General features: G+C 55.8%; 18 protein-coding genes, 6 tRNA genes and 1 pseudogene. 14 read left to right on the top strand and 11 right to left on the bottom strand.

Annotated features, from left to right (window positions below; genetic code table 11):
* Positions 1 to 360: 360 nt before the first annotated feature.
* Together M8014_RS01065 and M8014_RS01070 are read left to right on the top strand one after the other, a co-directional pair.
* Positions 361 to 2,058: a LytS/YhcK type 5TM receptor domain-containing protein gene (locus tag M8014_RS01065; protein ID WP_271280729.1), complete on the top strand. Its 1,698-nt coding sequence runs from the start codon at positions 361 to 363 to the stop codon at positions 2,056 to 2,058.
* Between the two features lie 12 nt (positions 2,059 to 2,070).
* On the top strand, positions 2,071 to 2,808 hold the full coding sequence (locus tag M8014_RS01070) for a LytR/AlgR family response regulator transcription factor (protein WP_271280730.1): 738 nt from the start codon (positions 2,071 to 2,073) through the stop codon (positions 2,806 to 2,808).
* A gap of 40 nt (positions 2,809 to 2,848) precedes the next feature.
* Here the strand turns inward: M8014_RS01070 and glk are convergent, their stop codons facing one another.
* On the bottom strand, positions 2,849 to 3,814 hold the full coding sequence (gene glk / locus M8014_RS01075) for a glucokinase (RefSeq protein WP_271280731.1): 966 nt from the start codon (positions 3,812 to 3,814) through the stop codon (positions 2,849 to 2,851).
* Between the two features lie 203 nt (positions 3,815 to 4,017).
* Between glk and M8014_RS01080 the strand changes: the two genes are divergently transcribed.
* Complete coding sequence (locus tag M8014_RS01080) at positions 4,018 to 5,253, top strand: ion channel protein (RefSeq protein ID WP_271280732.1); 1,236 nt, start codon at positions 4,018 to 4,020, stop codon at positions 5,251 to 5,253.
* Here the strand turns inward: M8014_RS01080 and ipdC are convergent, their stop codons facing one another.
* On the bottom strand, positions 5,254 to 6,909 hold the full coding sequence (gene ipdC / locus M8014_RS01085) for an indolepyruvate decarboxylase (protein ID WP_271280733.1): 1,656 nt from the start codon (positions 6,907 to 6,909) through the stop codon (positions 5,254 to 5,256).
* Between the two features lie 183 nt (positions 6,910 to 7,092).
* Between ipdC and M8014_RS01090 the strand changes: the two genes are divergently transcribed.
* A complete protein-coding gene (locus tag M8014_RS01090) occupies positions 7,093 to 8,091 on the top strand; it encodes an aldo/keto reductase (RefSeq protein WP_271280734.1) in 999 nt (332 codons plus the stop codon).
* A 126-nt stretch (positions 8,092 to 8,217) separates the two neighbouring features.
* Entirely contained in the window at positions 8,218 to 8,565 is a 348-nt protein-coding gene (locus tag M8014_RS01095; RefSeq protein ID WP_271280735.1) for a DUF2502 domain-containing protein, read from the top strand.
* A gap of 30 nt (positions 8,566 to 8,595) precedes the next feature.
* Here M8014_RS01095 and M8014_RS01100 read toward each other — a convergent pair whose 3' ends face one another.
* Positions 8,596 to 9,834 (bottom strand): Nramp family divalent metal transporter, encoded by a 1,239-nt coding sequence (locus tag M8014_RS01100; RefSeq protein ID WP_271280736.1) that lies wholly within the window; start codon positions 9,832 to 9,834, stop codon positions 8,596 to 8,598.
* A 346-nt stretch (positions 9,835 to 10,180) separates the two neighbouring features.
* On the opposite strand from M8014_RS01100, the gene M8014_RS01105 reads away from it, so the two are divergent.
* Positions 10,181 to 11,368: a NupC/NupG family nucleoside CNT transporter gene (locus M8014_RS01105; RefSeq protein ID WP_271280737.1), complete on the top strand. Its 1,188-nt coding sequence runs from the start codon at positions 10,181 to 10,183 to the stop codon at positions 11,366 to 11,368.
* Between the two features lie 37 nt (positions 11,369 to 11,405).
* Here the strand turns inward: M8014_RS01105 and M8014_RS01110 are convergent, their stop codons facing one another.
* The 3 genes from M8014_RS01110 to M8014_RS01120 all read right to left on the bottom strand — a co-directional run bounded on the left by M8014_RS01110 (position 11,406) and on the right by M8014_RS01120 (position 13,997).
* Entirely contained in the window at positions 11,406 to 13,601 is a 2,196-nt protein-coding gene (locus tag M8014_RS01110; protein ID WP_271280738.1) for an EAL domain-containing protein, read from the bottom strand.
* Between the two features lie 203 nt (positions 13,602 to 13,804).
* Positions 13,805 to 13,880: transfer RNA gene (locus M8014_RS01115), tRNA-Ala, on the bottom strand.
* Between the two features lie 41 nt (positions 13,881 to 13,921).
* A tRNA-Ala gene (locus M8014_RS01120) sits at positions 13,922 to 13,997 on the bottom strand.
* Between the two features lie 220 nt (positions 13,998 to 14,217).
* On the opposite strand from M8014_RS01120, the gene M8014_RS01125 reads away from it, so the two are divergent.
* Both M8014_RS01125 and M8014_RS01130 read left to right on the top strand, forming a co-directional pair.
* Positions 14,218 to 14,598, top strand: coding sequence for a YfeC-like transcriptional regulator (locus tag M8014_RS01125; RefSeq protein WP_271280739.1), 381 nt, complete (start codon positions 14,218 to 14,220; stop codon positions 14,596 to 14,598).
* Positions 14,579 to 14,974 carry a YfeC-like transcriptional regulator gene (locus M8014_RS01130; RefSeq protein ID WP_271280740.1) on the top strand — a complete coding sequence of 132 codons (396 nt, stop codon included), beginning with the start codon at positions 14,579 to 14,581 and terminating at the stop codon, positions 14,972 to 14,974. Before M8014_RS01125 ends, M8014_RS01130 begins: the two co-directional genes overlap by 20 nt.
* 38 nt (positions 14,975 to 15,012) lie before the next feature.
* Here M8014_RS01130 and gltX read toward each other — a convergent pair whose 3' ends face one another.
* Positions 15,013 to 16,428: a glutamate--tRNA ligase gene (gene gltX, locus M8014_RS01135; protein ID WP_271280741.1), complete on the bottom strand. Its 1,416-nt coding sequence runs from the start codon at positions 16,426 to 16,428 to the stop codon at positions 15,013 to 15,015.
* Positions 16,429 to 16,685: 257 nt separating this feature from the next.
* On the opposite strand from gltX, the gene M8014_RS01140 reads away from it, so the two are divergent.
* The 5 genes from M8014_RS01140 (at position 16,686) to M8014_RS01160 (ending at position 17,547) form a co-directional block, all read left to right on the top strand.
* Positions 16,686 to 16,761 (top strand) — tRNA-Val (locus tag M8014_RS01140).
* Positions 16,762 to 16,805: 44 nt separating this feature from the next.
* Positions 16,806 to 16,881: transfer RNA gene (locus M8014_RS01145), tRNA-Val, on the top strand.
* A 37-nt stretch (positions 16,882 to 16,918) separates the two neighbouring features.
* A tRNA-Val gene (locus M8014_RS01150) sits at positions 16,919 to 16,994 on the top strand.
* A 3-nt stretch (positions 16,995 to 16,997) separates the two neighbouring features.
* Positions 16,998 to 17,073: transfer RNA gene (locus tag M8014_RS01155), tRNA-Lys, on the top strand.
* Between the two features lie 132 nt (positions 17,074 to 17,205).
* Complete coding sequence (locus M8014_RS01160) at positions 17,206 to 17,547, top strand: FlxA-like family protein (RefSeq protein WP_271280742.1); 342 nt, start codon at positions 17,206 to 17,208, stop codon at positions 17,545 to 17,547.
* Positions 17,548 to 17,612: 65 nt separating this feature from the next.
* Here M8014_RS01160 and M8014_RS01165 read toward each other — a convergent pair.
* Positions 17,613 to 18,017: pseudogene (locus M8014_RS01165) on the bottom strand (phosphorylase family protein); the annotation flags it as partial.
* 126 nt (positions 18,018 to 18,143) lie between these two features.
* Positions 18,144 to 19,070, bottom strand: coding sequence for a LysR family transcriptional regulator (locus M8014_RS01170; protein WP_271280743.1), 927 nt, complete (start codon positions 19,068 to 19,070; stop codon positions 18,144 to 18,146).
* 89 nt (positions 19,071 to 19,159) lie between these two features.
* Between M8014_RS01170 and M8014_RS01175 the strand changes: the two genes are divergently transcribed.
* On the top strand, positions 19,160 to 20,158 hold the full coding sequence (locus M8014_RS01175) for a bile acid:sodium symporter family protein (RefSeq protein WP_271280744.1): 999 nt from the start codon (positions 19,160 to 19,162) through the stop codon (positions 20,156 to 20,158).
* Here M8014_RS01175 and M8014_RS01180 read toward each other — a convergent pair.
* Both M8014_RS01180 and ligA read right to left on the bottom strand, forming a co-directional pair.
* Entirely contained in the window at positions 20,155 to 20,370 is a 216-nt protein-coding gene (locus M8014_RS01180) for a putative quorum-sensing-regulated virulence factor (protein ID WP_271280745.1), read from the bottom strand. The two genes, M8014_RS01175 and M8014_RS01180, sit on opposite strands and share 4 nt — an antisense overlap.
* A 1-nt stretch (position 20,371) precedes the next feature.
* Positions 20,372 to 22,387, bottom strand: a complete 2,016-nt coding sequence (ligA, locus tag M8014_RS01185; RefSeq protein WP_271280746.1) for an NAD-dependent DNA ligase LigA — start codon at positions 22,385 to 22,387, stop codon at positions 20,372 to 20,374.
* Between the last annotated feature and the right edge of the window lie 8 nt (positions 22,388 to 22,395).

The following is a 22,395-nucleotide window of genomic DNA, read 5'->3' on the forward strand; positions in this document are numbered from 1 at the left end:
CGGACCATCCGAGCGACGTCGCCACGATGGTGGCGTGCTTAGAAAATAACCTGAAGAAAAACGACTTGTCGAGAGGGAAAATTAAAAATTATTCACAGCGCTAAAACAGGAACTCCGCTGCGGCTAAACAGGGATGAACAGTGACAGCCAGCCATTAAAGATATCATTTAGATAACATTCTGATATCAATGCATTTACCACTGCGACCAGCGGTGTGACGCAGCCCTGATAACCGTTGGCACACGCCATAATCCCCTTTGAAGATTATGGTTTATCCTCATTTGATAAAACGGACAGATGACTGGTCATTGGGCGTCAGGTTTTTTATCATGGTTGTTTCCCGCTTCCTCAGGTTCACTCGTGCACGAAATATTCGATATGCTGCTGGCGGTTTTTGATCGCGCGGCATTGATGCTGATTTGTCTGTTCTTTTTAATCCGCATTCGCCTGTTCCGCGAGCTTCTGCATAAATCTGCCCACTCGACAAAAGAGCTGCTGGCGGTGACCGCCATTTTCTCGCTGTTCGCCCTGTTCAGCACCTGGTCCGGCGTGCCGGTAGAAGGTTCGCTGGTTAACGTGCGTGTGATCGCGGTGATGTCCGGCGGGATCCTGTTTGGCCCGTGGGTCGGGATCATCACCGGGCTGATCGCCGGGGTACATCGCTACCTGATCGATATTGGCGGCGTGACCGCGATCCCCTGCCTAATCACCAGCATTATCGCCGGGATCCTCGCGGGCTGGATCAACCGCAAAATCCCGAAAAAGCAGCACTGGCGCGCCGGGATCATCGCGGGCATGATCTGCGAAACCCTGACCATGGTTCTGGTCGTGGTCTGGGCCCCGACCATTTCGCTCGGGCTGGATATTGTCTCTAAAATCGGTATTCCGATGATCCTCGGCAGCGTCTGCGTGGGCTTTATCGTGCTGCTGGTGCAGAGCGTGGAGGGCGAAAAAGAGGCCAGCGCCGCCCGTCAGGCCAAGCTGGCACTGGATATTGCCAATAAAACGCTGCCGCTGTTCCGCGATATTAACGTCGAATCGCTGCGCCAGGTGTGCGACATCATCCGCCGCGATATTGATGCCGATGCGGTCGCCATCACCAATAACGACCGGGTGCTGGCCTACGTCGGCGTGGGTGAACACAACTATCAGGACAATAACGACACTATCAGCCCCACCACCCAGCAGGCCATCAACGATGGCAAAATCATTATTAAGAATAATGACGAGGCGCACCGCACGCCGGAAATTCACTCGATGCTGGTGATCCCCCTGTGGGAAAAAGGGGTTGTCACCGGGACGCTGAAAATCTATTACTGCCACGCGCACCAGATCACCTCCTCGCTGCAGGAGATGGCGGTGGGTCTGTCGCAAATTATCTCGACGCAGCTGGAAGTGTCCCGCGCCGAGCAGCTGCGGGAGATGGCAAATAAGGCAGAGCTTCGCGCTCTGCAAAGTAAAATCAATCCTCATTTTCTGTTCAACGCGCTGAATGCGATCTCGTCCTCTATTCGTCTCAATCCGGACACCGCCCGCCAGCTGATTTTTAATCTGTCACGCTATTTGCGCTACAACATTGAGCTCAAGGATGATGAGCACATTGATATCAAGAAAGAGCTGTATCAGATCAAAGACTACATCGCGATTGAGCAGGCCCGCTTTGGCGATAAGCTGACGGTGATTTACGACATTGATGAAGAGGTCAACTGCGTGATCCCGAGTCTGCTGATCCAGCCGCTGGTCGAGAATGCCATCGTTCACGGCATTCAGCCGCGCAAGGGCAAGGGCGTGGTGACGATCAGCGTCGCTGAATGCGGCAACCGGGTGCGGATTTCAGTGCGCGATACCGGGCACGGCATTGATCCGCTGGTAATTGAGCGCGTGGAGTCGAACGAGATGCCTGGCAATAAAATTGGCCTGCTGAATGTTCATCACCGCGTTAAGCTGTTGTATGGCGAAGGGCTGCATATTCGCCGCCTGGAGCCGGGCACCGAAATTGCGTTTTACGTGCCCAATGAACGGTCCGCCGTTCATGCACAGACGTTGTTGTTGCCCTAGTCGGAGGAATGCATGAAAGTCATCATTGTGGAAGATGAGATACTGGCTCAACAGGAGCTAAGCTGGCTGATAAAAGAGCACAGCAAGATGGAGATCGTCGGCACCTTTGAAGATGGGCTGGACGTGCTTAAGTTTTTACAGCACAACAAGGTCGACGCCATTTTTCTGGATATCAATATCCCGTCGCTGGACGGGGTGCTGCTGGCGCAAAACATCAGCCAGTTTGCCAGCAAGCCATTTATCGTCTTTGTGACTGCCTGGAAAGAGCACGCGGTAGAGGCTTTCGAGCTGGAAGCCTTCGACTACATTTTGAAGCCGTATCAGGAATCGCGCATTGTCAGCATGCTGCAAAAGCTGGAGCAAGCCTGGCAGCAGCAGTCTTCCACCGGGCAGAACACCGCCCAGCCCGTGACGCGCGAAAACGACACCATCAATTTAATCAAAGATGAGCGGATCATCGTGACGCCGATGGACGATATCTACTATGCCGAAGCGCATGAGAAGATGACGTTTGTCTATACCCGCCGCGATTCGTTCGTGATGCCGATGAACATCACCGAATTTTGCAGCAAGCTGCCCGCGAGCCACTTCTTTCGCTGTCACCGTTCGTTCTGCGTCAACCTGAACAAAATCCGCGAGATTGAGCCCTGGTTCAACAACACCTATATTCTGCGGCTAAAAGATCTGGATTTTCAGGTGCCGGTCAGTCGCAGCCGGGTGAAAGAGTTTCGCCAGCTGATGCACCTGTAAGGAAAGTGCCCCGGTAAATGGAGATCACCGGGGCGGGAGTTTACAGAACCTGGCCCAGGGTCTGACGCAGGTGCGCGCCCGCGCCCAGCAGGCCTGGGTTGTCGTGAACGATCAGGTAGACCGGGATATCCTGCACATAGGCCCGGAAGCGGCCTTTATCTTCAAATCCACCGCGGAAGCCGGACGCCTTAAAGAACTCAAGGAAGCGTGGCACGATGCCCCCGGCGATATAGACCCCGCCAAAAGTGCCCAGATTCAGCGCCAGGTTGCCACCAAAACGACCCATGATGACGCAGAACAGCGACAGGGCGCGACGGCAGTCGATGCAGCTGTCTTCCAGCGCGCGTTCGGTCACATCCTTCGGCTGCAGGTTTTCCGGCAGACGGCCATCGGATTTCACAATCGCACGATACAAATTCACCAGCCCCGGGCCGGACAGCACGCGTTCCGCCGACACGTGGCCGATCTCGGCGCGCAGTTCTTCCAGAATGATGCCCTCTTCTTCACTGTTTGGCGCGAAGTCGACGTGGCCGCCCTCACCCGGCAGGTTGATCCAGCGCTGGTCAATGTGTACCAGATGCGAAACGCCAAGACCGGTTCCCGCGCCATAGACGGCAATCGGTTTACCTTCGACGGCCTGAGCGCCGCCGAACTGGATCAGGTGTTCCGGCTTTAACATCGGGATCGCCATCGCCACCGCAGTAAAGTCGTTAATCACTTCCAGATGCGCGAACCCGAGGTTCTTTTTCATCTCGGCGACAGAGAAGGCCCAGGTGTGGTTGGTCATCGCCACCCAGTCGCCCGTCACCGGGCAGGCAATGGCAATACAGCCATCCTCGACGCTGACATCGTGCTCCGTCAGATAGACACGCATTACCGCTTCGAGGCTGGGATAATCCAGCCCGGAATAGGTTTTGGCGCGGGAAATTTCCCCGGTGTTAACGTCACATAAAGCCAGACGCGCGTTCGTGCCCCCTACATCACCTACCAAAGCATACTTTGTCATTCTTCAACTGCTCCGCTAAAGTCAAAATAACTCTTTGGCACACTCTAAATTCAAGGCTCGAGAACAACAACGCCTGAATCAAGGCGCCCCAGGATTATCGATCTATATCACAGAATTATGGTTCCGTTTCAGCACCATTTGCACTGTTCGCGCCAGGCTGAATGGGCAAAGTAATGCAAGTCATTTTCTACAAGGAATTCATCATGCTCCATCCGCGAGCCAGAACGATGCTGCTGTTGGCCCCTCCCGCGCTGATTATTGGTGTGGCGTCCAGCCTGATCCTGATTGTTATCATGAAAGTCGCCTCGGTATTACAGGCGTTTCTGTGGACGTCGCTGCCTGCCAGCGTCGGGATCGACATGGCCTCCCCGGTCTGGATTATGGTGATGCTGACGCTAACCGGCATTGCCGTGGGGTTGGTTGTCCGCTACAGCCCGGGCCATGCCGGGCCAGACCCGGCCACCGAGCCGCTGATCGGCGCCCCGGTGGCCGCCGCCGCTCTGCCCGGGCTGGTGATGGCGCTGATTATCGGCCTGGCGGGCGGCGTCAGCCTTGGCCCGGAGCACCCGGTAATGGCGGTGAATATCGCGCTGGCCGTCGCCGTGGGCTCGCGCGTCTTCCCCCGGGTGGCGACCCTCGACTGGACGATCCTGGCCTCGGCGGGCACCATCGGCGCCCTGTTCGGTACGCCCGTGGCGGCGGCGCTCATTTTTTCTCAGACCCTGAACGGCAACAATGACATCCCGCTGTGGGACAAGCTCTTCGCCCCGCTGCTGGCCGCCGCGGCGGGTGCGCTGACCACCAGCCTGTTTTTCCACCCGCATTTCTCCTTGCCGATTGCGCCGTACGGCCAGATGCATCTGGCGGATCTGTTTAGCGGTGCGATTGTGGCCGCCATTGCCATCGCGCTTGGGATGGTGGCGGTGTGGTGTCTGCCGCGTCTGCACCGACTGATGCATCGCCTGAAACACCCGGTGCTGATCCTCGGGGCGGGCGGGCTTATTCTGGGGATCCTCGGGGCCATTGGCGGCAGCATTACCCTGTTTAAAGGTCTGGATGAGATGCAGCAGCTGGCCTTTAGTCAGACGTTTAGCGTCTCTGATTATCTGCTCATTGCCCTGATTAAGCTGGCAGCGCTGGTAGTCGCGGCGGCGTGTGGTTTTCGCGGTGGGCGCATTTTCCCGGCTGTGTTTGTCGGTGTAGCCTTAGGATTGATGCTGCATGAGCACGTCGAGGCGGTCCCGGCGGCGATCACTATCTCCTGTTCAATACTGGGACTGGTACTGGTGGTGACGCGGGATGCCTGGCTGAGCCTGTTTATGGCGGCAGTGGTGGTGCCTGACACCACCCTGATGCCGCTGCTGTGTATTGTGATGCTGCCCGCCTGGCTCCTGCTGGCGGGCAGACCGATGATGATCGCCTGGCGAGAGGACAAGTAATCAGGCGCTTCTACGCGCCTCCAGCGCCTGAATAATGTCATTCAACAGCGGCGGGAGATCGGCTTTCGGCAGCATGACCTCAATCAGCGAAAGCCGCTCACGGTGCGCCACTTTCTCCAGCACCTCCTCAAGCTGGACCACCTCACTCACCCGCCAGCTCTCGGCCTGACAGTTCAGGCTGAGCGCCTGCGGGATCTGCGTCCAGTTCCACAGCGCGATGTCGTTGTAGCGCTGGTTAGGACCGTGGATCGCCCGCTCGACCGTATAGCCTTCGTTATTCAGCACCATGATGATCGGGCACTGCTGGTCGCGCAGCATCGAGCCCAGCTCCTGAATCGTCAGCTGCGCCGCACCGTCGCCGGTGATGGCAATCACCCGACGATCCGGGCAGGCGGTCTGCGCGCCATAGGCGGCGGCCAGGGTATAGCCAATCGAGCCCCAGATTGGCTGGACGATAAAATTCACCCCTTCGGGCAGACGCAGCGCAGCGGCGCCAAAGGCCGAGGTCCCCTGATCGGCAAGAATAATATCGCCGGGGCGAATAAAGGTTTGCAGCGTTTTCCAGAAACTGTCGTGCGTCAGCGAACCCGGGGGGATAGCGTGTAGCGGTCGCGTCGGACGCGGTACAGCATGGGTGCTGGCATACTGATGACTCAGGCTGGAGAGCACCTCAATCGCCTGCGCCATCGGGATCCCGGTATACCAGACATCTCCCACTCGGGACGCATGCGGCTGAACGTCGATGGTCTGCTGCTGCGTGAGCTTGTGGGTAAATCCGGCGGTGAGCGTGTCGGTAAATCGGGTGCCTACGCAGATCACGGTGTCGGCGCCTTCAATGGCGTCGTTGGTGGTGCCGACGCTCGCAGAGCCACTGTAGGTGCCCGCAAAGCCCGGCTTGCGCTCATCAAAAATCCCTTTACCCATCAGCAGGGTGGCGTGTGCCATCGGGGTGTGCTCCATCCAGCGCTGAAGCTGGTTTTGCAGACCGTAGCGCAGCACCAGAAAATCAGCCAGCAGCGCGATACGTTCGCTGGCGGCCAGCCGTTTCTCCGCCGCCTCGCGGAAGGCGTCCAGACGGAAGCTGTCGCTCTCATACAGACGGTCAATGAGAGCGTTTACAGGCGGAGTGGCAGGTTTTTTTGCCACGTCGGCAGGCAGCATAAGGTAGCCCGGTCGGCGCTCTCTCAGCATTTCGGTCAACACCCGGTCGATTTCATAGCAGGCGTTCTGCTCGGTCAGCTGCGCCTGGGCGACGGTGATCGGCCCGCTCATTTTGAAAAAGTGACGAAACTCACCGTCACCCAGGGTGTGGTGCAGCAGCTCCCCTTTTTTCTGCGAGTCAATCCCCGGTGCGCCGACGATATGCAGAACCGGAACATGCTCGGCAAAACTGCCCGCAATCCCATTAATGGCACTCAGTTCACCCACTCCAAAGGTCGTCAGCAGCGCGGCAAAGCCCTTGCAGCGCGCATAACCATCGGCGGCATAGGCCGCGTTCAGCTCGTTGGCACAACCCACCCAGCCAATATCCGGGCTGGCGATAACGTGATCGAGAAACTGCAGGTTGTAGTCGCCCGGGACACCAAACAGATGATCGGCACCACAGTCAGTAAGACGGTCTAACAAGTAATCGGCGACGCTGTAGGGGGAATGCATGACAGTTATCCTTATGATGTTGACCTCAATTTGAGTATTGAAGAAGCGTGATAGCTGTCCAGGAATGGCGATATTCAGCTCATGGAACAAATGCTTTACAAATTGTGGCGAGGTAATCTGTCTGACTCAGTTAAGGTGTAAACGTATACATTGGTGTTTTTCGCAGAAAGAGGAACAATAGATATGGTTTATCAGGCGGACAAAAATCGTTATCAGTCAATGGTGTATCAACGATGTGGGCAAAGCGGCCTCAAGCTGCCGGCCATCTCCCTTGGACTGTGGCATAACTTTGGCGATACCACGCTGATTGAAAACAGCCGTCAACTTTTACATCGCGCCTTCGATAGCGGGATTACGCATTTCGACCTGGCTAACAACTATGGCCCACCGCCGGGATCGGCAGAGCGTAACTTTGGGCGGATCCTGCAGGAGGATTTTCATGGCCTGCGCGATGAGCTGATCATCTCGTCCAAAGCGGGCTATACCATGTGGGAAGGGCCGTACGGTGACTGGGGTTCACGTAAATACCTGATCGCCAGCCTCGACCAGAGCCTGAAGCGCATGGGGCTGGAGTATGTCGATATCTTCTACCACCATCGCCCGGACCCGGAAACGCCGCTGCGTGAGACGATGCGCGCGCTTGACCATATTGTGCGTCAGGGGAAAGCGCTGTACGTCGCCCTGTCCAACTATCCGGCAGAGCAGGCCCGGGAGGCTATCGCCATTCTCGAAGACCTGGGTACGCCGTGCCTCATCCATCAGCCAAAATTCTCAATGTTTGAGCGCGCCCCCGAAGCGGGACTGCTGGATGTGCTACAGCAGAACGGCGTGGGTTGCATTGCCTTTTCACCGCTGGCGGGCGGCCAGTTAACCGACCGCTACCTGAACGGTATTCCGGCCGATTCCCGTGCCGCAAGCGGCAGTCGCTTCCTCAATCCGGATCAGCTCACCGAAGAGACGCTGGCTAAAGTCCGCCAGCTCAATGCCCTGGCGGAACGCCGCGGGCAAAAGCTGTCGCAGATGGCGCTGGCCTGGGTGCTGCAACACGACGCGGTGACCTCGGTCCTGATCGGTGCCAGCAAGATCGCGCAGATTGACGATGCGGTAGGCATGCTGGCGAACCGTCACTTCTCCGCGGCTGAGCTGAGCGAAATAGAAGCGATCCTGCGCAGCACAGATTAACAGCACTATTAGCAAAAAGTGCTATGCCTTCAGATTTAGGAGTTGAGGCGATTAAACAGGGCTTTACCGCCCATTAATATTGCGTTAACAAGCCGATTACGGCTCCGATCGTGAAGGAGAATAACAATGTTCAGGTCCCTGATTCTGGCAGCTGTCTTAATAGCTTCAGCCCCGCTGGTCGCTACTGCTGGCGAAATCACCCTGCTGCCATCTGTAAAATTACAAATTGGCGATCGGGATAACTCCGGCAATTACTGGGACGGCGGCGGCTGGCGCGACCGCGGTTACTGGCACCGTAATTACGAATGGCGCGACCACCGTTGGCGTAAACATGATAACGGCTACCATCGTGGCTGGGATAAACGTAACGCCTACGAGCGCGGATACCGCGAAGGCTGGAACGACCGTGACGACCGCCGGGGCAAAGGCCGCGGTCATGGGCATGGTCACGGCGGACATGGTCATCGCCACTGATAATAAAAAAAGAGCCTTACGGCTCTTTTTTTACAGCCCAAGCGCCGTGCCGATTAACAGCCACAGGTTCAGCGCCACCACCAGCACCACAATCGCCCAGCCAATCCGTTTCACCGTTACCGTATTCACCAGATCGCCCATCAGCGTTTTGTCGCTGGTAAAAATCAGCAGCGGCACCAGCGCCAGCGCGATGCCAAAGCTCAGCAGAACCTGGCTCATCACCAGAATACGGGTCGGATCGAGCCCCATCAGGATCACGATAAACGACGGCATCATGGTGACAGAGCGACGCACCCACAGCGGAATATGGAACCGGACAAACCCCTGCATCACCACCTGCCCTGCCAGGGTGCCGACCACGGTCGAAGAGAGACCTGCAGCCACCAGACTCAGGCCAAAAATGGTCGCCGCCGCATGGCTCAGCAAGGGTTCCAGCGTCAGGTAGGCCTGATCGAGATCGGCGATACCAGTATGACCGTTGAAGTGGAAGGCCGCCGCAGCGGTCGCCATCATCGCCAGGTTCACAAACCCGGCAATGGTCATCGCGATCGCCACGTCCCATTTTGTCGCCGAGTAGCGCTCATGACGCGAGCCCTCGTGCAGATTCTGGGTCAGGGAGGAGTGCAGATAGATTACGTGCGGCATAATCGTCGCCCCCAGCACCCCGGCGGCGAGGAATACCGCTTCAGATGTTGGCAGGTTCGGGATCGCCATCCCCTTCCCTAACTGCACCAGGTCGGGCCGGGAGAAGACCAGCTCGACGATGTAGGCCGCTGCAACGAACAGCAGCAGACCGCCGATCACTTTTTCGAGCGGTTTTTGCCCGCGACGTTGCAGCATCAGGATCAGGAACGTGGCGATACCGGTTAGTATTGCCCCCTGCAGGAGCGAGACGCCCAGAATGAGCTTAAAGCCGATTGCGGCACCGATAAATTCCGCCAGATCGGTCGCCATCGCGATAATTTCGGCCTGCACCCAGTAAAACCAGACCATCGGTCGCGGATAGCGGTCGCGGATGTGCTCGGCGAGGTTTTTGCCGGTCGCAATGCCCAGCTTTGCCGACAGCACCTGGATCATCATCGCCATCAGGTTTGCCCACACCACCACCCACAGCAGTTTGTAGCCAAAGCTGGCCCCGGCCTGGATGTTGGTCGCAAAATTACCCGGATCGATATAGCCAATGGCGGCAATAAACGCCGGTCCCATTAATGCAAAGCGCATCTTGCGTGCCGCCCTGCCGGTGCTAGTCTCAACGCGACTGTTGGTCATCTCTGCCTCTGAAATATAGCCTTTGCTATGTTTAATGCTATCAAAATGCGAATGATTATCAAGTTCATTTGCGATGGTTTAATCGATTACTGTGATAATGAAGAGCAATAAGCAGGCTGGAAGTGTGGATGCACGACAGGCTAAAACGCGTGCAGTCTTTTGTGAAGCGTAGCACACAAACTTAACTTTGAACTCATTTACATAACATAACAAAAATGTATCTTTTATCCCTAATTATGAGTTTCGTCACAGGATGTGACTATAGTGTGGCTTTGATCTCGTTTTCTTTACTCTTGTTTCATAGAATGTGCACGGAAATTAAACCTGCCTCATATTTGGAGCAAATATGGACCGCGTCCTGCATTTTGTCCTGGCACTTGTTGTTGTTGCTACGCTTGCGCTGCTGGTCAGCAGCGATCGTAAAAAGATCCGCATTCGCTATGTTGTTCAGTTACTCGTCATTGAAGTGTTACTTGCCTGGTTCTTCCTGAACTCCAACGTGGGCCTGGGCTTCGTGAAAGGCTTCTCCGAGATGTTCGAAAGCCTGCTCGGGTTCGCCAATGAAGGGACCAACTTCGTATTCGGTAAAATGAACGATGAAGGTCTGGCATTCTTCTTCCTGAAAGTGCTGTGCCCTATCGTCTTCATCTCTGCACTGATCGGTATTCTGCAGCACATCCGTATTCTGCCGATTGTGATCCGCGCCATCGGTACCGTGCTGTCGAAAGTGAACGGCATGGGCAAACTGGAATCTTTCAACGCCGTCAGTTCCCTGATCCTCGGTCAGTCTGAGAACTTTATCGCGTATAAAGATATCCTCGGCAAAATGTCCCGCAACCGCATGTACACCATGGCGGCCACCGCAATGTCTACCGTTTCCATGTCTATCGTGGGTGCGTATATGACGATGCTGGAGCCAAAATACGTGGTTGCTGCGCTGGTTCTGAACATGTTCAGCACCTTTATCGTTCTGTCACTGATCAACCCGTACCGCGTGGATGAGAGTGAAGAGAACCTGCAGATGGCTAACCTGCACGAAGGCCAGAGCTTCTTTGAAATGCTGGGTGAGTACATTCTGGCAGGCTTCAAAGTGGCGGTGATCGTGGCAGCCATGCTGATCGGCTTTATCGCCCTGATCTCTGCGCTGAACGCCCTGTTTGCTGCCGTACTGGGTATCTCCTTCCAGGGCATCCTGGGCTATATCTTCTACCCGGTTGCCTGGGTGATGGGTGTGCCAGCCAGCGAAGCGCTGCAGGTGGGCAGTATCATGGCGACCAAACTGGTCTCTAACGAATTCGTTGCGATGATGGATCTGCAGAAAATCGCTGGTACGCTCTCCCCGCGCGCCGAAGGTATTCTCTCCGTGTTCCTGGTCTCCTTCGCTAACTTCTCGTCCATCGGTATTATCGCGGGCGCGATTAAAGGCCTGAACGAAGAGCAGGGTAACGTGGTTTCCCGCTTCGGTCTGAAACTGGTTTACGGTTCTACGCTGGTCAGCGTCCTGTCTGCGTCTATCGCCGCACTGGTACTGTAATCAGCTTTAAAAAAAACCGGGGATCTCCCCGGTTTTTTTACGCCTGCAGATCGCCCAGCGGCTGCGGTTTACCAATCAGATAGCCTTGCAGATAATCGACGCCACACGCCAGCAGGATCTCGCGCTGCTCCGGCAGCTCAACATACTCCGCCACCACGCACAGCGAACGGGCCTTTGCCAGATTGCAAATGGACTGCACGATCATCGCATCCATGCTGTCGCGACAGATATCTTTCACGAAGCAGCCGTCAATCTTCACGATATCGGCCTGCAGGCGCTTCAGCCGCTCGAAGTTGGCATAACCAGTACCAAAATCATCAATGGCAATTTTAAAGCCGTAGTCGCGCAGTTGCTGAATATTCAGAATACTGACTTCCGAATTTGAGAAGGCCTGCTCTTCTGTCACTTCGATGATCACCGCCTGCGGCGCGACAGCGTAGTGTTCAAACAGGGCAATGATTTCGGGTGCGACGTCCTTTTGCATCAGCGTCAGCGGCATCAGATTTACCGAAAAGCGCGCGCACGTTTGGCTCGAAGGATACGCGCGTAACCATGCCAGCAGCGCTTCGACCACGCTGATATCAAACCGCCGGCTCAGGTTAAACTGCGCCACCAGCGGCAGAAACTTATCCGGTGTGAGAATTTCGCCGTCGCTCTCCAGCCGGGACAGGATTTCGTGATAGCCGGTTCCGTCTGCTTTCTGGATCGGCTGAGCATATAAGCGCAGCCCGCCTTCATCCAGCGCCCGCTTCACCCGCCCCAGCATCAGAACGCGATCCGTGGTTTGCCCCGAAACGGTCGCCAGGCTGTTAGTCAGCGACAGCACCTGATGCAACGAGCAGGCCTGTTCAGCCAGCCAGCTGAGCTGGCCCAGCGTATGGTGCAGGCTCTCACTGCGGCTGTATGCCACCCCACCCCAGGCGGCACCAAACTCAATGTCCAGCCCGGTATTGTTCCAGTAGATTTTGCGGCTGTTCAGACAATCGACAATGTGCTGCAGCCGAGCCCCCGCTTCCGGACCGCGCAGCACCAGCGCCAGTTCATTACCAGGGATCTGAAAAAGCTGCTCATTCTGAATCAACAGAGGCTGCGTTTCATGGATGATGGCGCGCTTACACTGCACGCGCATCAGCAGGCCATAGTGACGACTGAGAAACTCCAGATTATGCATTCGCAGGCAGCACAGACTGACATCCGCATTCTCGGCCAGAAAAATCTCCAGCGCTCGCAGGTTGGGTAGCCCGGTGAGCGGATCGGTCAATGCCCTCTCCTTCCACCCCTGCCGGAGCCATTCGCTACGCTGGAAAATTCGCGCCATGTAGACCAGGCAAATCGAAAAGGAGATCAGCACCGACAGTACAAATGCCAGCGAGTAGCCGTTTTGCACGCCATGCAGAAAATTTTTGCTATAGGTCAGCAGCAGGCATGCGCTCACCGCCCAGCCCAGCGAGATCGTCCCATAGCGGAACCTGCTGATACCGAGGGTAAAAAGTATAAAAATAACCGGCACCAGATAGCCTGCAATAATATTCGCCCTGAAGGGGAGGCACAGCAGAAGGAGGATCGCAATAAGACTGATTATAATGGCTGGCGTAAAAACAGGATGCTGCGTTGACGAATAGGGTCGTAAATTACGCCGCCAGAACGCGCGGGCGTAATGGGGATTGAGGATCATTCTTAAGGGGTAATAGAACATCATGGTAAAGATCAGTACGGCACAGATTAGGCTCTGAATATCCACAATATTATAGATGGCCGTCCCTTCCCCATAGAAGGTCGCCAGCGCGACAGGGTAGTGCCATACATACCCGGATAAATACATGGACGTTTTCATGCCCAGCGGGATAACCAACCCCAACCAGAATATGCGCCCACCAATGAATCGACTGGGTATGTTGTAACGCCAGCGCGGTCCCAGTTGCCATCTGACGATGCCACAGACTGCAAATGTACTGAAGAGCTGGCAAAATAATAATATTGCTGCCTGAATGAGTGGCAGTTGAAAATTCCATTCGTTAATTACAGCAAAACTGATAACAACAGGAATAACAGCCTGGCGACCAAACAGGAAAATAATGGCCAGCATGACGCTGAGTGGCATCCATGCAAGATAAACGTTAAAGCCATCAACAACCGCACGCGGTGAAATAAGACGTGATAACGGTACGAATACCATACATAACATCAGGGCAAGCGTAAAACTTCGCAAATTAACAGACGTCGTGCTTTTCATTGAATGATATTAATTATTGTTTCTGGCGATTTAGTGAGCGCAATTATAGTAAGTTGTTTAAATGTGCGGATCAAACATCCCATCGGCAAATGGTCACTTAGTTTGTATGGATTTATGTTCTGTAGAGAATTGGGGCAGTTTTGTGAAGAGAAGGTAAATGAAAGGCATAAAAAAACCCTCGCCACTGGCGAGGGTCTGAATTTTGGTGGAGCTAAGCGGGATCGAACCGCTGACCTCTTGCATGCCATGCAAGCGCTCTCCCAGCTGAGCTATAGCCCCACAGTTTTGTTTACGCACCAGACTCTGTTGGGTTCAGAGTTTGGTGGAGCTAAGCGGGATCGAACCGCTGACCTCTTGCATGCCATGCAAGCGCTCTCCCAGCTGAGCTATAGCCCCATCGCGTAAAGCGTGTCGTGTTGACGGGCGGCATAATATGAATTCCATTGCAGAGTGTCAACGGCAAATTACCCCACCCTCGTTCAACCGCTGAAAATTCATGCAAATAAATCACATTGCGAGGATGCTCGCAGCCATACGTTAAACGTGTCACGTCTTCGCGTAAAACGATGTTATAAAATGAATCACTAATTAACCCTACTCTTCATCAGGAAATCGCATGATCAAGGAACGAATGACGCCAGAAGAGTTGGCCCGACTCACTGGCTATAGCCGACAGACCATCAATAAATGGGTACGTAAAGAGGGGTGGTCCACGTCGCCAAAACCCGGCGTACAGGGTGGTAAGGCCCGTCTGGTTCATGTGAATGAAAAGGTGCGGGATTTTATCCGCAACGCGCGCAGGGCGCCGGATGCACCGCCACTGCCCGACCTGTCGGCCGATAACTCGCTACAGGCCCTGCTGCTGACGCTGGCCAGTGAAATGACCCAAAAAGAACAGAAGCAACTTGCCTCACTGTTATTGCGGGAAGGGATTACCGGATTGTTGCAACGCTTAGGGATTCGCGAGCAGAACGAATATGAAAAAATTATCGAATAAAATGACCACCGAAGAGCTGGCCGATACCCTCGGTGTCGCCAGACAGACAGTCAACCGCTGGGTACGCAAGAATGGCTGGAAGACGGAAGGTATTAATGGCGTGAAAGGCGGTCGGGCGCGTCTGATCCATATTGACGCCCAGGTTCGTGAGCACATCATGAACATTCCGGCCATTCGGAAACGTCAGGCAATTTACCAGTTGGCAGAAACAGCGGCCAGCTATGGCAACGCTAAGCCTGCCGGCCCCTTGCGACAAATCTTCAATACCCTGGAGAATATGACCGTTGCGGAACAGCAGCGGCTTGATGTATTGCTTGCGCGGGAAGGATTGAAAGGTTTCCTCGTTCGGCTTGATATCCACGCGCCAGAGGAATAACAAAACGGCAGGAAACCCTGCCGTTTTTTACTGCATGATTACTGCTGGCTTTCGCGCTCAGCAATAAAACCCAGCGCTCTGTTAATGCGCGCAATACTGCGGGTTTTACCAATCGCGTGTACCGTCACGTCCAGACCTGGAGACTGACCGGCACCGGTCACCGCAACGCGCAGCGGCATGCCGACTTTACCCATTCCGACTTCCAGCTCATCTGCCGTCGCCTGAATGGCGTGGTGTACGTTCTCAGCGCTCCAGTCGGTGATGGCAGACAGTTTATCGCGAACCACTTCCAGCGGCTGGCGTGCAACCGGGCGCAGGTGCTTCTTCGCCGCGTCGGCATCAAACGCTTCGTACTCTTCATAGAAGTAGCGGCAGCTCTCAGCCATCTCTTTCAGTGTTTTGCAGCGCTCACCCAGCAGTTTCACCAGATCGGCCAGCTCCGGGCCATTACGGGTATCAATATTAGCCTGCTCAATGTGCCACTGCAGATAGGTCGCCACGTACTCCGGCTGCATGGTGTTGATGTAGTGATGGTTCAGCCACTGCAGTTTTTCGGTATTGAATGCACTGGCAGACTTACCCACTGCATCCAGCGAGAAGAGCTGGATCATCTCTTCGCGGCTGAAGATCTCCTGATCGCCATGGGACCAGCCCAGACGCACCAGGTAGTTCAGCAGCGCTTCCGGCAGGTAGCCATCATCGCGGTACTGCATCACGCTGACTGCGCCATGACGTTTGGACAGTTTTTTGCCGTCGTCACCGTTGATCATCGAGACGTGCGCATACACCGGTACAGGTGCGTTCAGCGCTTTCAGGATGTTGATCTGACGTGGGGTATTGTTGATATGGTCTTCGCCACGCACAACGTGGGTGATTGCCATATCCCAGTCGTCCACCACGACGCAGAAGTTATAGGTCGGTGCACCGTCGGTGCGGCGAATAATCAGATCGTCCAGCTCCTGGTTGCTGAATTCGATCGGGCCGCGGATCTGGTCGTCAAAAATCACCGACCCTTCCTGCGGGTTAGCAAAACGCACTACGCACGGCTCGTCATCCGCATGATGCTCATGACCGTGACGGCAGCGACCGTCGTAGCGCGGCTTTTCGTTATTCGCCATCTGCTCTTCACGCAGCGCATCCAGACGCTCTTTCGAGCAGTAGCACTTATAGGCGGTGCCCGCGACCAGCATGTCATCAATCACCGCGTTGTAGCGATCAAAACGTTTAGTCTGGAAATACGGGCCTTCATCCCACTCCAGATTCAGCCAGTTCATGCCATCCATAATGGCTTCGATTGCTTCCGGCGTTGAGCGTTCGAGATCGGTGTCTTCAATACGCAGTACAAACTCACCGCCCTGGTTACGTGCAAACAGCCATGAATAGAGAGCAGTGCGCGCACCGCCGACGTGCAGATAGCCGGTTGGGCTTGGCGCGAAGCGAGTTTTGATTTTCATGAAATGGCCTTACAGTGATAAAGATGCCGACAACCGGCATATCCTGGAAACTAAAGTGGGCAATATTCTATCACTCCAGTCTGATTCCTCAATCTTGTTGCGGTGAGATCCTTGTTGCTGACCGTTTTTGTTTAGAAATCATGCGCCATTGCCGCTTTCGCGATCGTTTTGTTTAATTTTACGACGAACAAATAAAAACTTGAGAAAAGGCGTTGACTCATTTTCAACTCTCCCTATAATGCGACTCCACACAGCGGGGGTGATTAGCTCAGTTGGTAGAGCACCTCCTTTACACGGAGGGGGTCGGCGGTTCGAGCCCGTCATCACCCACCATCTACTTCACGTAGATACCGCAGTGTAGATAAGAATTTGAGAATGGGCGATTAGCTCAGTTGGTAGAGCATCTCCTTTACACGGAGGGGGTCGGCGGTTCGAGCCCGTCATCGCCCACCATTCTCAACGCAATGTCTTATCAAAGAAGTAACGAAATGGGTGATTAGCTCAGTTGGTAGAGCACCTCCTTTACACGGAGGGGGTCGGCGGTTCGAGCCCGTCATCACCCACCATTCGGGTCGTTAGCTCAGTTGGTAGAGCAGTTGACTTTTAATCAATTGGTCGCAGGTTCGAATCCTGCACGACCCACCAATGTAAAAAAGCGCCCTAAAGGCGCTTTTTTGCTATCTGCGATAGAGACGATTTCCCCCCTCAATACTGGTAGGCTTCCTCAAGCTCTTCAATTTCTTGCCGATATCTCTTTTTTGGCAAGAGATTTTCACCATGACCACAATACAAACATCCACCGCATCGGTACAAACCCAGAGCAGCGGCAGCAGTCGCAGTACTGGCAGCGACATCTCCTCACAGATCACCCGTCTGACGTCGCAAATTACCAAACTGACCCAGCAGCTGAAAGATGTTGCCAACGGTAGCGGCACCACCGAAGACAAGAAAAAGCAGCAGGAGTTACTGCAGGCGCAGATCAAAATGTTGCAGGCCCAGCTGGCGCAGCTGCAACGCCGTCAGGCAGAAGAAGCCCAGCAGAAGCAGGAACAGCAGCAGGGCAAAGTGGAAGGGGTGAACTCCCCTTCCGATGAGCATAAGATTGATATCTACGTCTGATGCGTCGCGTATGCGGGCCAGATTTCCACGCTGCGCCTGCATCCCCTCTTTATGCCCGGTTTAAGATCGTTTAGCGCGACCAGGCTGCCCGGCCCGACTTCCGGGCGCAGCGAACCCGCCGCATTGGTGCTAAACAGCAGCTCACAGCCCAGCAGCTTCAGGGTGCGAATCGCATCGGTCATCACGCTCATGCCGCGGCCTTCATAAAAATGTCCGCGCCCCTTCATGCACGCCACCGGGACCCCGGCCAGATGGCCGAGCACCAGCTCCCCGGCATGTCCATGAACGGTACTGACCGGGAAACCCGGCAGCTTCTCGTAGGAGATAGCCACCGCGCCTTCAATTTGTTCTGCCAGGGCGCCTAAACCGGAGCCAAGAATAAAGGCCACGCGTGGCGTAAAGTCGGGTTTGTAACCCCGGATGATGTCGGCGCTATACCAGGGATTCTGGGAAAAAAGAGAGTGGCTCATGCGAAATCCTTTAAGCTGAATAATTGGAATAATGTTGAGTACCTCTTTCTTATAGCGAGAGTGGCTAACCCTTTACCAATACACTTTCCCGGGCCGATCGATAGGCGTTTCGAATGGATTAGTCTGCTACTTCTGATACAGCGGATCCCGCACCCGACCTGCGGTCAGCTCGCTGGCCTGCAGACGAACCACATCCCACAGCGCCTGGGCCGCAGTCGATAACGAGCGATTCTTACGGCGCACCAGCATCAGCTGCCGCTCAACCACCGGAGTCAGTCGCTTGATCTGCAGATGATTGCCCTGCGGCAGCGGCAGCGCCAGCGCGGGCAGGACGCTGATACCAATGCCCGACTCAACCATCGGAAACAGCGTCGCCGGATGACCAATCTCCTGCACAATATTGGCCTCGACCGAGAAGCCCGCCAGCGCGGCGTCGATCAGCGGTCGGCTGCCGGAAGCATAATCCTGTAGCACCAGCCGCTGACCCTCAAGCTCGTGCCAGCTCACCGAATCCCGTCCGGCAAAGGGATGATCATCGCGGCACAGCAGTAGGAAGGGTTCCGACAGCACGGTCTCACACTCCAAATCGGTTGCCGCACCGGGATCGATCACAATGCCAAAATCCACCTCCCCCTGGCGAATGCTCTCCAGCACCCACTGCTGCGGGCGATCGTGCAGAACAAATTTAATCTCCGGGTACTGAAAATTACTTTGAGCAATACAGTGCGGAATAAGATGCGCCGAAATGGTCTGGCTGGCCGCCACCCGCACCGTCCCGGACAGCTGTTGCCCGACCCGGCCCACGTCGCGCAGGGTGGTCGACAGCTCGTCCAGTATGCGCTCCAGACGCGCCGCCAGCTGCTGGCCTGCCTCGGTCAGCACCACCTCGCGCGTGGTTCTGTCGAGTAAACGAACCCCGGTCTGCAGTTCCAGCTCCTTCACGCTGTGGCTCACCGCCGACTGGCTCAAGCCGATTTTCTCCCCTGCCCGGCTAAAACTTTTTGCCTGCGCGACGGTGACGAAAACGCGCAGCTGACGCAGGGAGTAATTCATCTGTTTTCCTCATATATTGATGCAATAAATCAATTTTATTTCTCAAAGGGAAGAAAGCACAATAGTGCCATCTCTATTCAGGAGTATTTATGAAACTTTTTCGCATCCTCGATCCGTTTACGCTCACGCTTATTGGCGTTGTTTTACTGGCTTCACTGTTCCCGGCCCGCGGTGGCTTTGTGCCATTTTTTGAAGGGCTGACAACCGCCGCCATTGCGCTGCTGTTCTTTATGCACGGGGCCAAGCTTTCCCGCGAGGCGATTGTTGCAGGCGGCAGCCACTGGCGGCTGCATCTGTGGGTGATGTGCAGCACCTTTGTCGTCTTCCCGGTGTTAGGCGTGCTGTTTGCCTGGTGGGCACCGGTCAATGTCGACCCGGCGCTGTATACCGGCTTCCTCTATCTGTGCATTTTGCCGGCCACCGTCCAGTCGGCCATCGCCTTTACCTCGATGGCGGGCGGTAACGTGGCGGCGGCCGTGTGCTCCGCTTCGGCTTCCAGTCTGTTAGGCATTTTTGTCTCGCCGCTGCTGGTTGGGCTGGTGATGAATATGCACGGGGCTGAAGGCAATATGGATCAGGTCGGGAAGATTATGCTCCAGCTGCTGCTGCCGTTTGTGCTCGGCCATCTCTCCCGTCCGTGGACCGGGGCGTTTGTGGCGAAGCACAAGAAGTGGATTGCCAAAACCGATCAGACATCGATTCTGTTGGTGGTCTATTCCGCCTTCAGCGAAGCAGTAGTCAACGGCATCTGGAATAAAGTCGGGGTCGGATCGCTGCTGTTTATCGTGGTGGTGAGCCTGGTGCTGCTGGCAATTATCATTGCGATTAATGTGTTCGCCGCCCGCAGCTTCGGCTTCAATAAAGCCGATGAAATTACCATTGTCTTCTGCGGTTCGAAAAAGAGCCTGGCAAACGGGATCCCGATGGCCAATATTCTGTTTCCGACCTCGGTAATTGGGATGATGGTGCTGCCGCTGATGATCTTCCACCAGCTGCAGCTGATGATCTGCTCGGTGCTGGCGCGCCGCTATCAGCGCCAGACCGAGAAACTGCAGGCGCAGGAGAAGGCCCCCGCCGCTAAAGCTTAAGGACGTTTCAGGGGCTGAACCAGCTGGGTCAGCCCCTCGGTTTTGATCAGTAACGTCAGCGCCATTAGCTCGCCAAGATGCCCGGCAGGAAATCCATCCTTACGGGCAAACCACAGTAAATACTCTTCCGGCACGTCAATCAGCCTGCGGCCCTGGTACTTGCCGAAGGGCATCTCGGTATTGGCGATCTCGATAAGCTGCGCTTTATCCACGTTACTCTCCTAACAGACGCAGCATCTCTGCTTCATCAATCACGTCAATGCCCAGCTCCTGCGCTTTGGCGAGCTTTGAGCCCGCCGCCTCACCGGCAATCACCAGGTCGGTTTTCTTCGATACGCTGCCCGCCACCTTCGCCCCCTGCGCCACCAGACGCGCTTTGGCATCATCGCGGGAAAGCTGGCTCAGACTGCCAGTCAGCACCACCGTTTTACCGGCAAACGGGCTGTCGAGCTCTTCGGCATTGATCACCACCGGCGCAGGCCAACGCACGCCTTCGTTGAGCAGCTGGCCGATAACGTCGCGATTGCTCTCTTCCGCGAAGAAGTTAAACACATGCGTGGCGACCACAATGCCCACGTCCGGAACTTTTTGCAGCTCCTCAATGGACGCTTTCTGGAGCGCATCGAGTGTCCCGAAATACGCAGCCAGGTTGGCGGCTGTCGCCTCGCCCACTTCGCGGATACCCAGCGCGTACAGGAAGCGGGCAAAGGTGGTCTCTTTGGCTTTATCCAACGCATTAAACACATTTTGCGCCGATTTTGGCCCCATTCGATCCAGACCGGTCAGCTTGCCTGGCGTCAGGCGGAACAGATCGGCAGGGGTATGGACATACTCTTTCTCGACCAGCTGGTCGATGATTTTATCGCCCATACCGTCCACGTCCAGCGCCCGGCGGGAGACAAAGTGCTTAAGGGCCTCTTTACGCTGAGCCCCGCAGACCAGGCCGCCGGTGCAGCGAGTCACGACTTCACCTTCAACACGCTCTACGTCCGAGCCACAGACCGGACAGTGGGCCGGGAACTCAATGGCGCGCGTATCCTCAGGGCGTTCAGATTCCACGACGTTGACCACCTGCGGGATCACATCCCCGGCGCGTCGAATCACCACTTTGTCGCCAATGCGCAGCCCCAGACGGTCAATTTCATCGGCGTTGTGCAGCGTGGCGTTGCTGACCAGTACCCCGGCAACCTGAACCGGTTCGAGGCGCGCCACCGGCGTTATCGCCCCGGTGCGCCCTACCTGAAACTCAACGTCGCGGACAAAGGTCATCTGCTCCTGGGCCGGGAACTTAAAGGCCACTGCCCAGCGGGGTGCGCGGGCGACAAAACCCAGTTGCGCCTGCAGGGCAAGGGCGTTGACTTTGATCACCACCCCGTCGATATCAAACCCGAGCGTCGGACGATCGGCTTCAACCTGACGGTAAAAGGCCAGCACCGCCTCCGGGGAGTCGCACAGCTGCACCCGGTTACTCACCGGCAGCCCCCAGGCTTTGAACTGCAGCAGGCGGCCCAGATGGGTGTCCGGTAACTCGCCCCCCTCCAGGATCCCCACGCCGTAGCAGAAGAATGTAAGGGGTCGCTTCGCGGTAATGCGTGGGTCAAGCTGGCGCAGCGATCCTGCGGCGGCATTACGCGGATTAGCAAAAATTTTGCCCCCGGTACGGCGCGCCTCGTCGTTGATTTTTTCAAAGCCCGCCTGCGGCAGGAACACTTCGCCCCGCACCTCCAGGCGTGCGGGAATATTCTCGCCGCGCAGCTTAAGCGGGATCGCGCGGATGGTGCGCACATTGGCGGTAATGTCTTCCCCGGTGGTGCCGTCGCCACGCGTCGCGGCGCGAATCATCACCCCGTTTTCATACAGGATGCTGACCGCCAGGCCGTCCAGCTTCAGCTCGCAGCACCAGCTCAGCGCCTCGTTGCTTTTCAGCCGGTCCTGCACGCGTTTGTTAAAGGCGAGGAAGCTCTCTTCGTCGAAGACGTTATCCAGCGACAGCATCGGCACTTCGTGGCGGATCTGGCTGAACGAGGCCAGCGGCGCGGCACCGACGCGCTGGGTTGGCGAATCCGGGGTGATTAAATCCGGATGCTGGGCTTCCAGCTCCCGCAGCTCACCCATCAGACGGTCATACTCCGCGTCAGGTACTTCTGGCGCGTCCATCACATGATAAAGGTATTCATGATGGCGAAGCGTGGTTCGCAGTTCAGTGAGTTGTTGTTCGATTGAGTCCATGGCGCACC

It is taken from the genome of Silvania hatchlandensis, from assembly GCF_025564065.1.
GTDB lineage: Bacteria > Pseudomonadota > Gammaproteobacteria > Enterobacterales > Enterobacteriaceae > Enterobacter > Enterobacter hatchlandensis.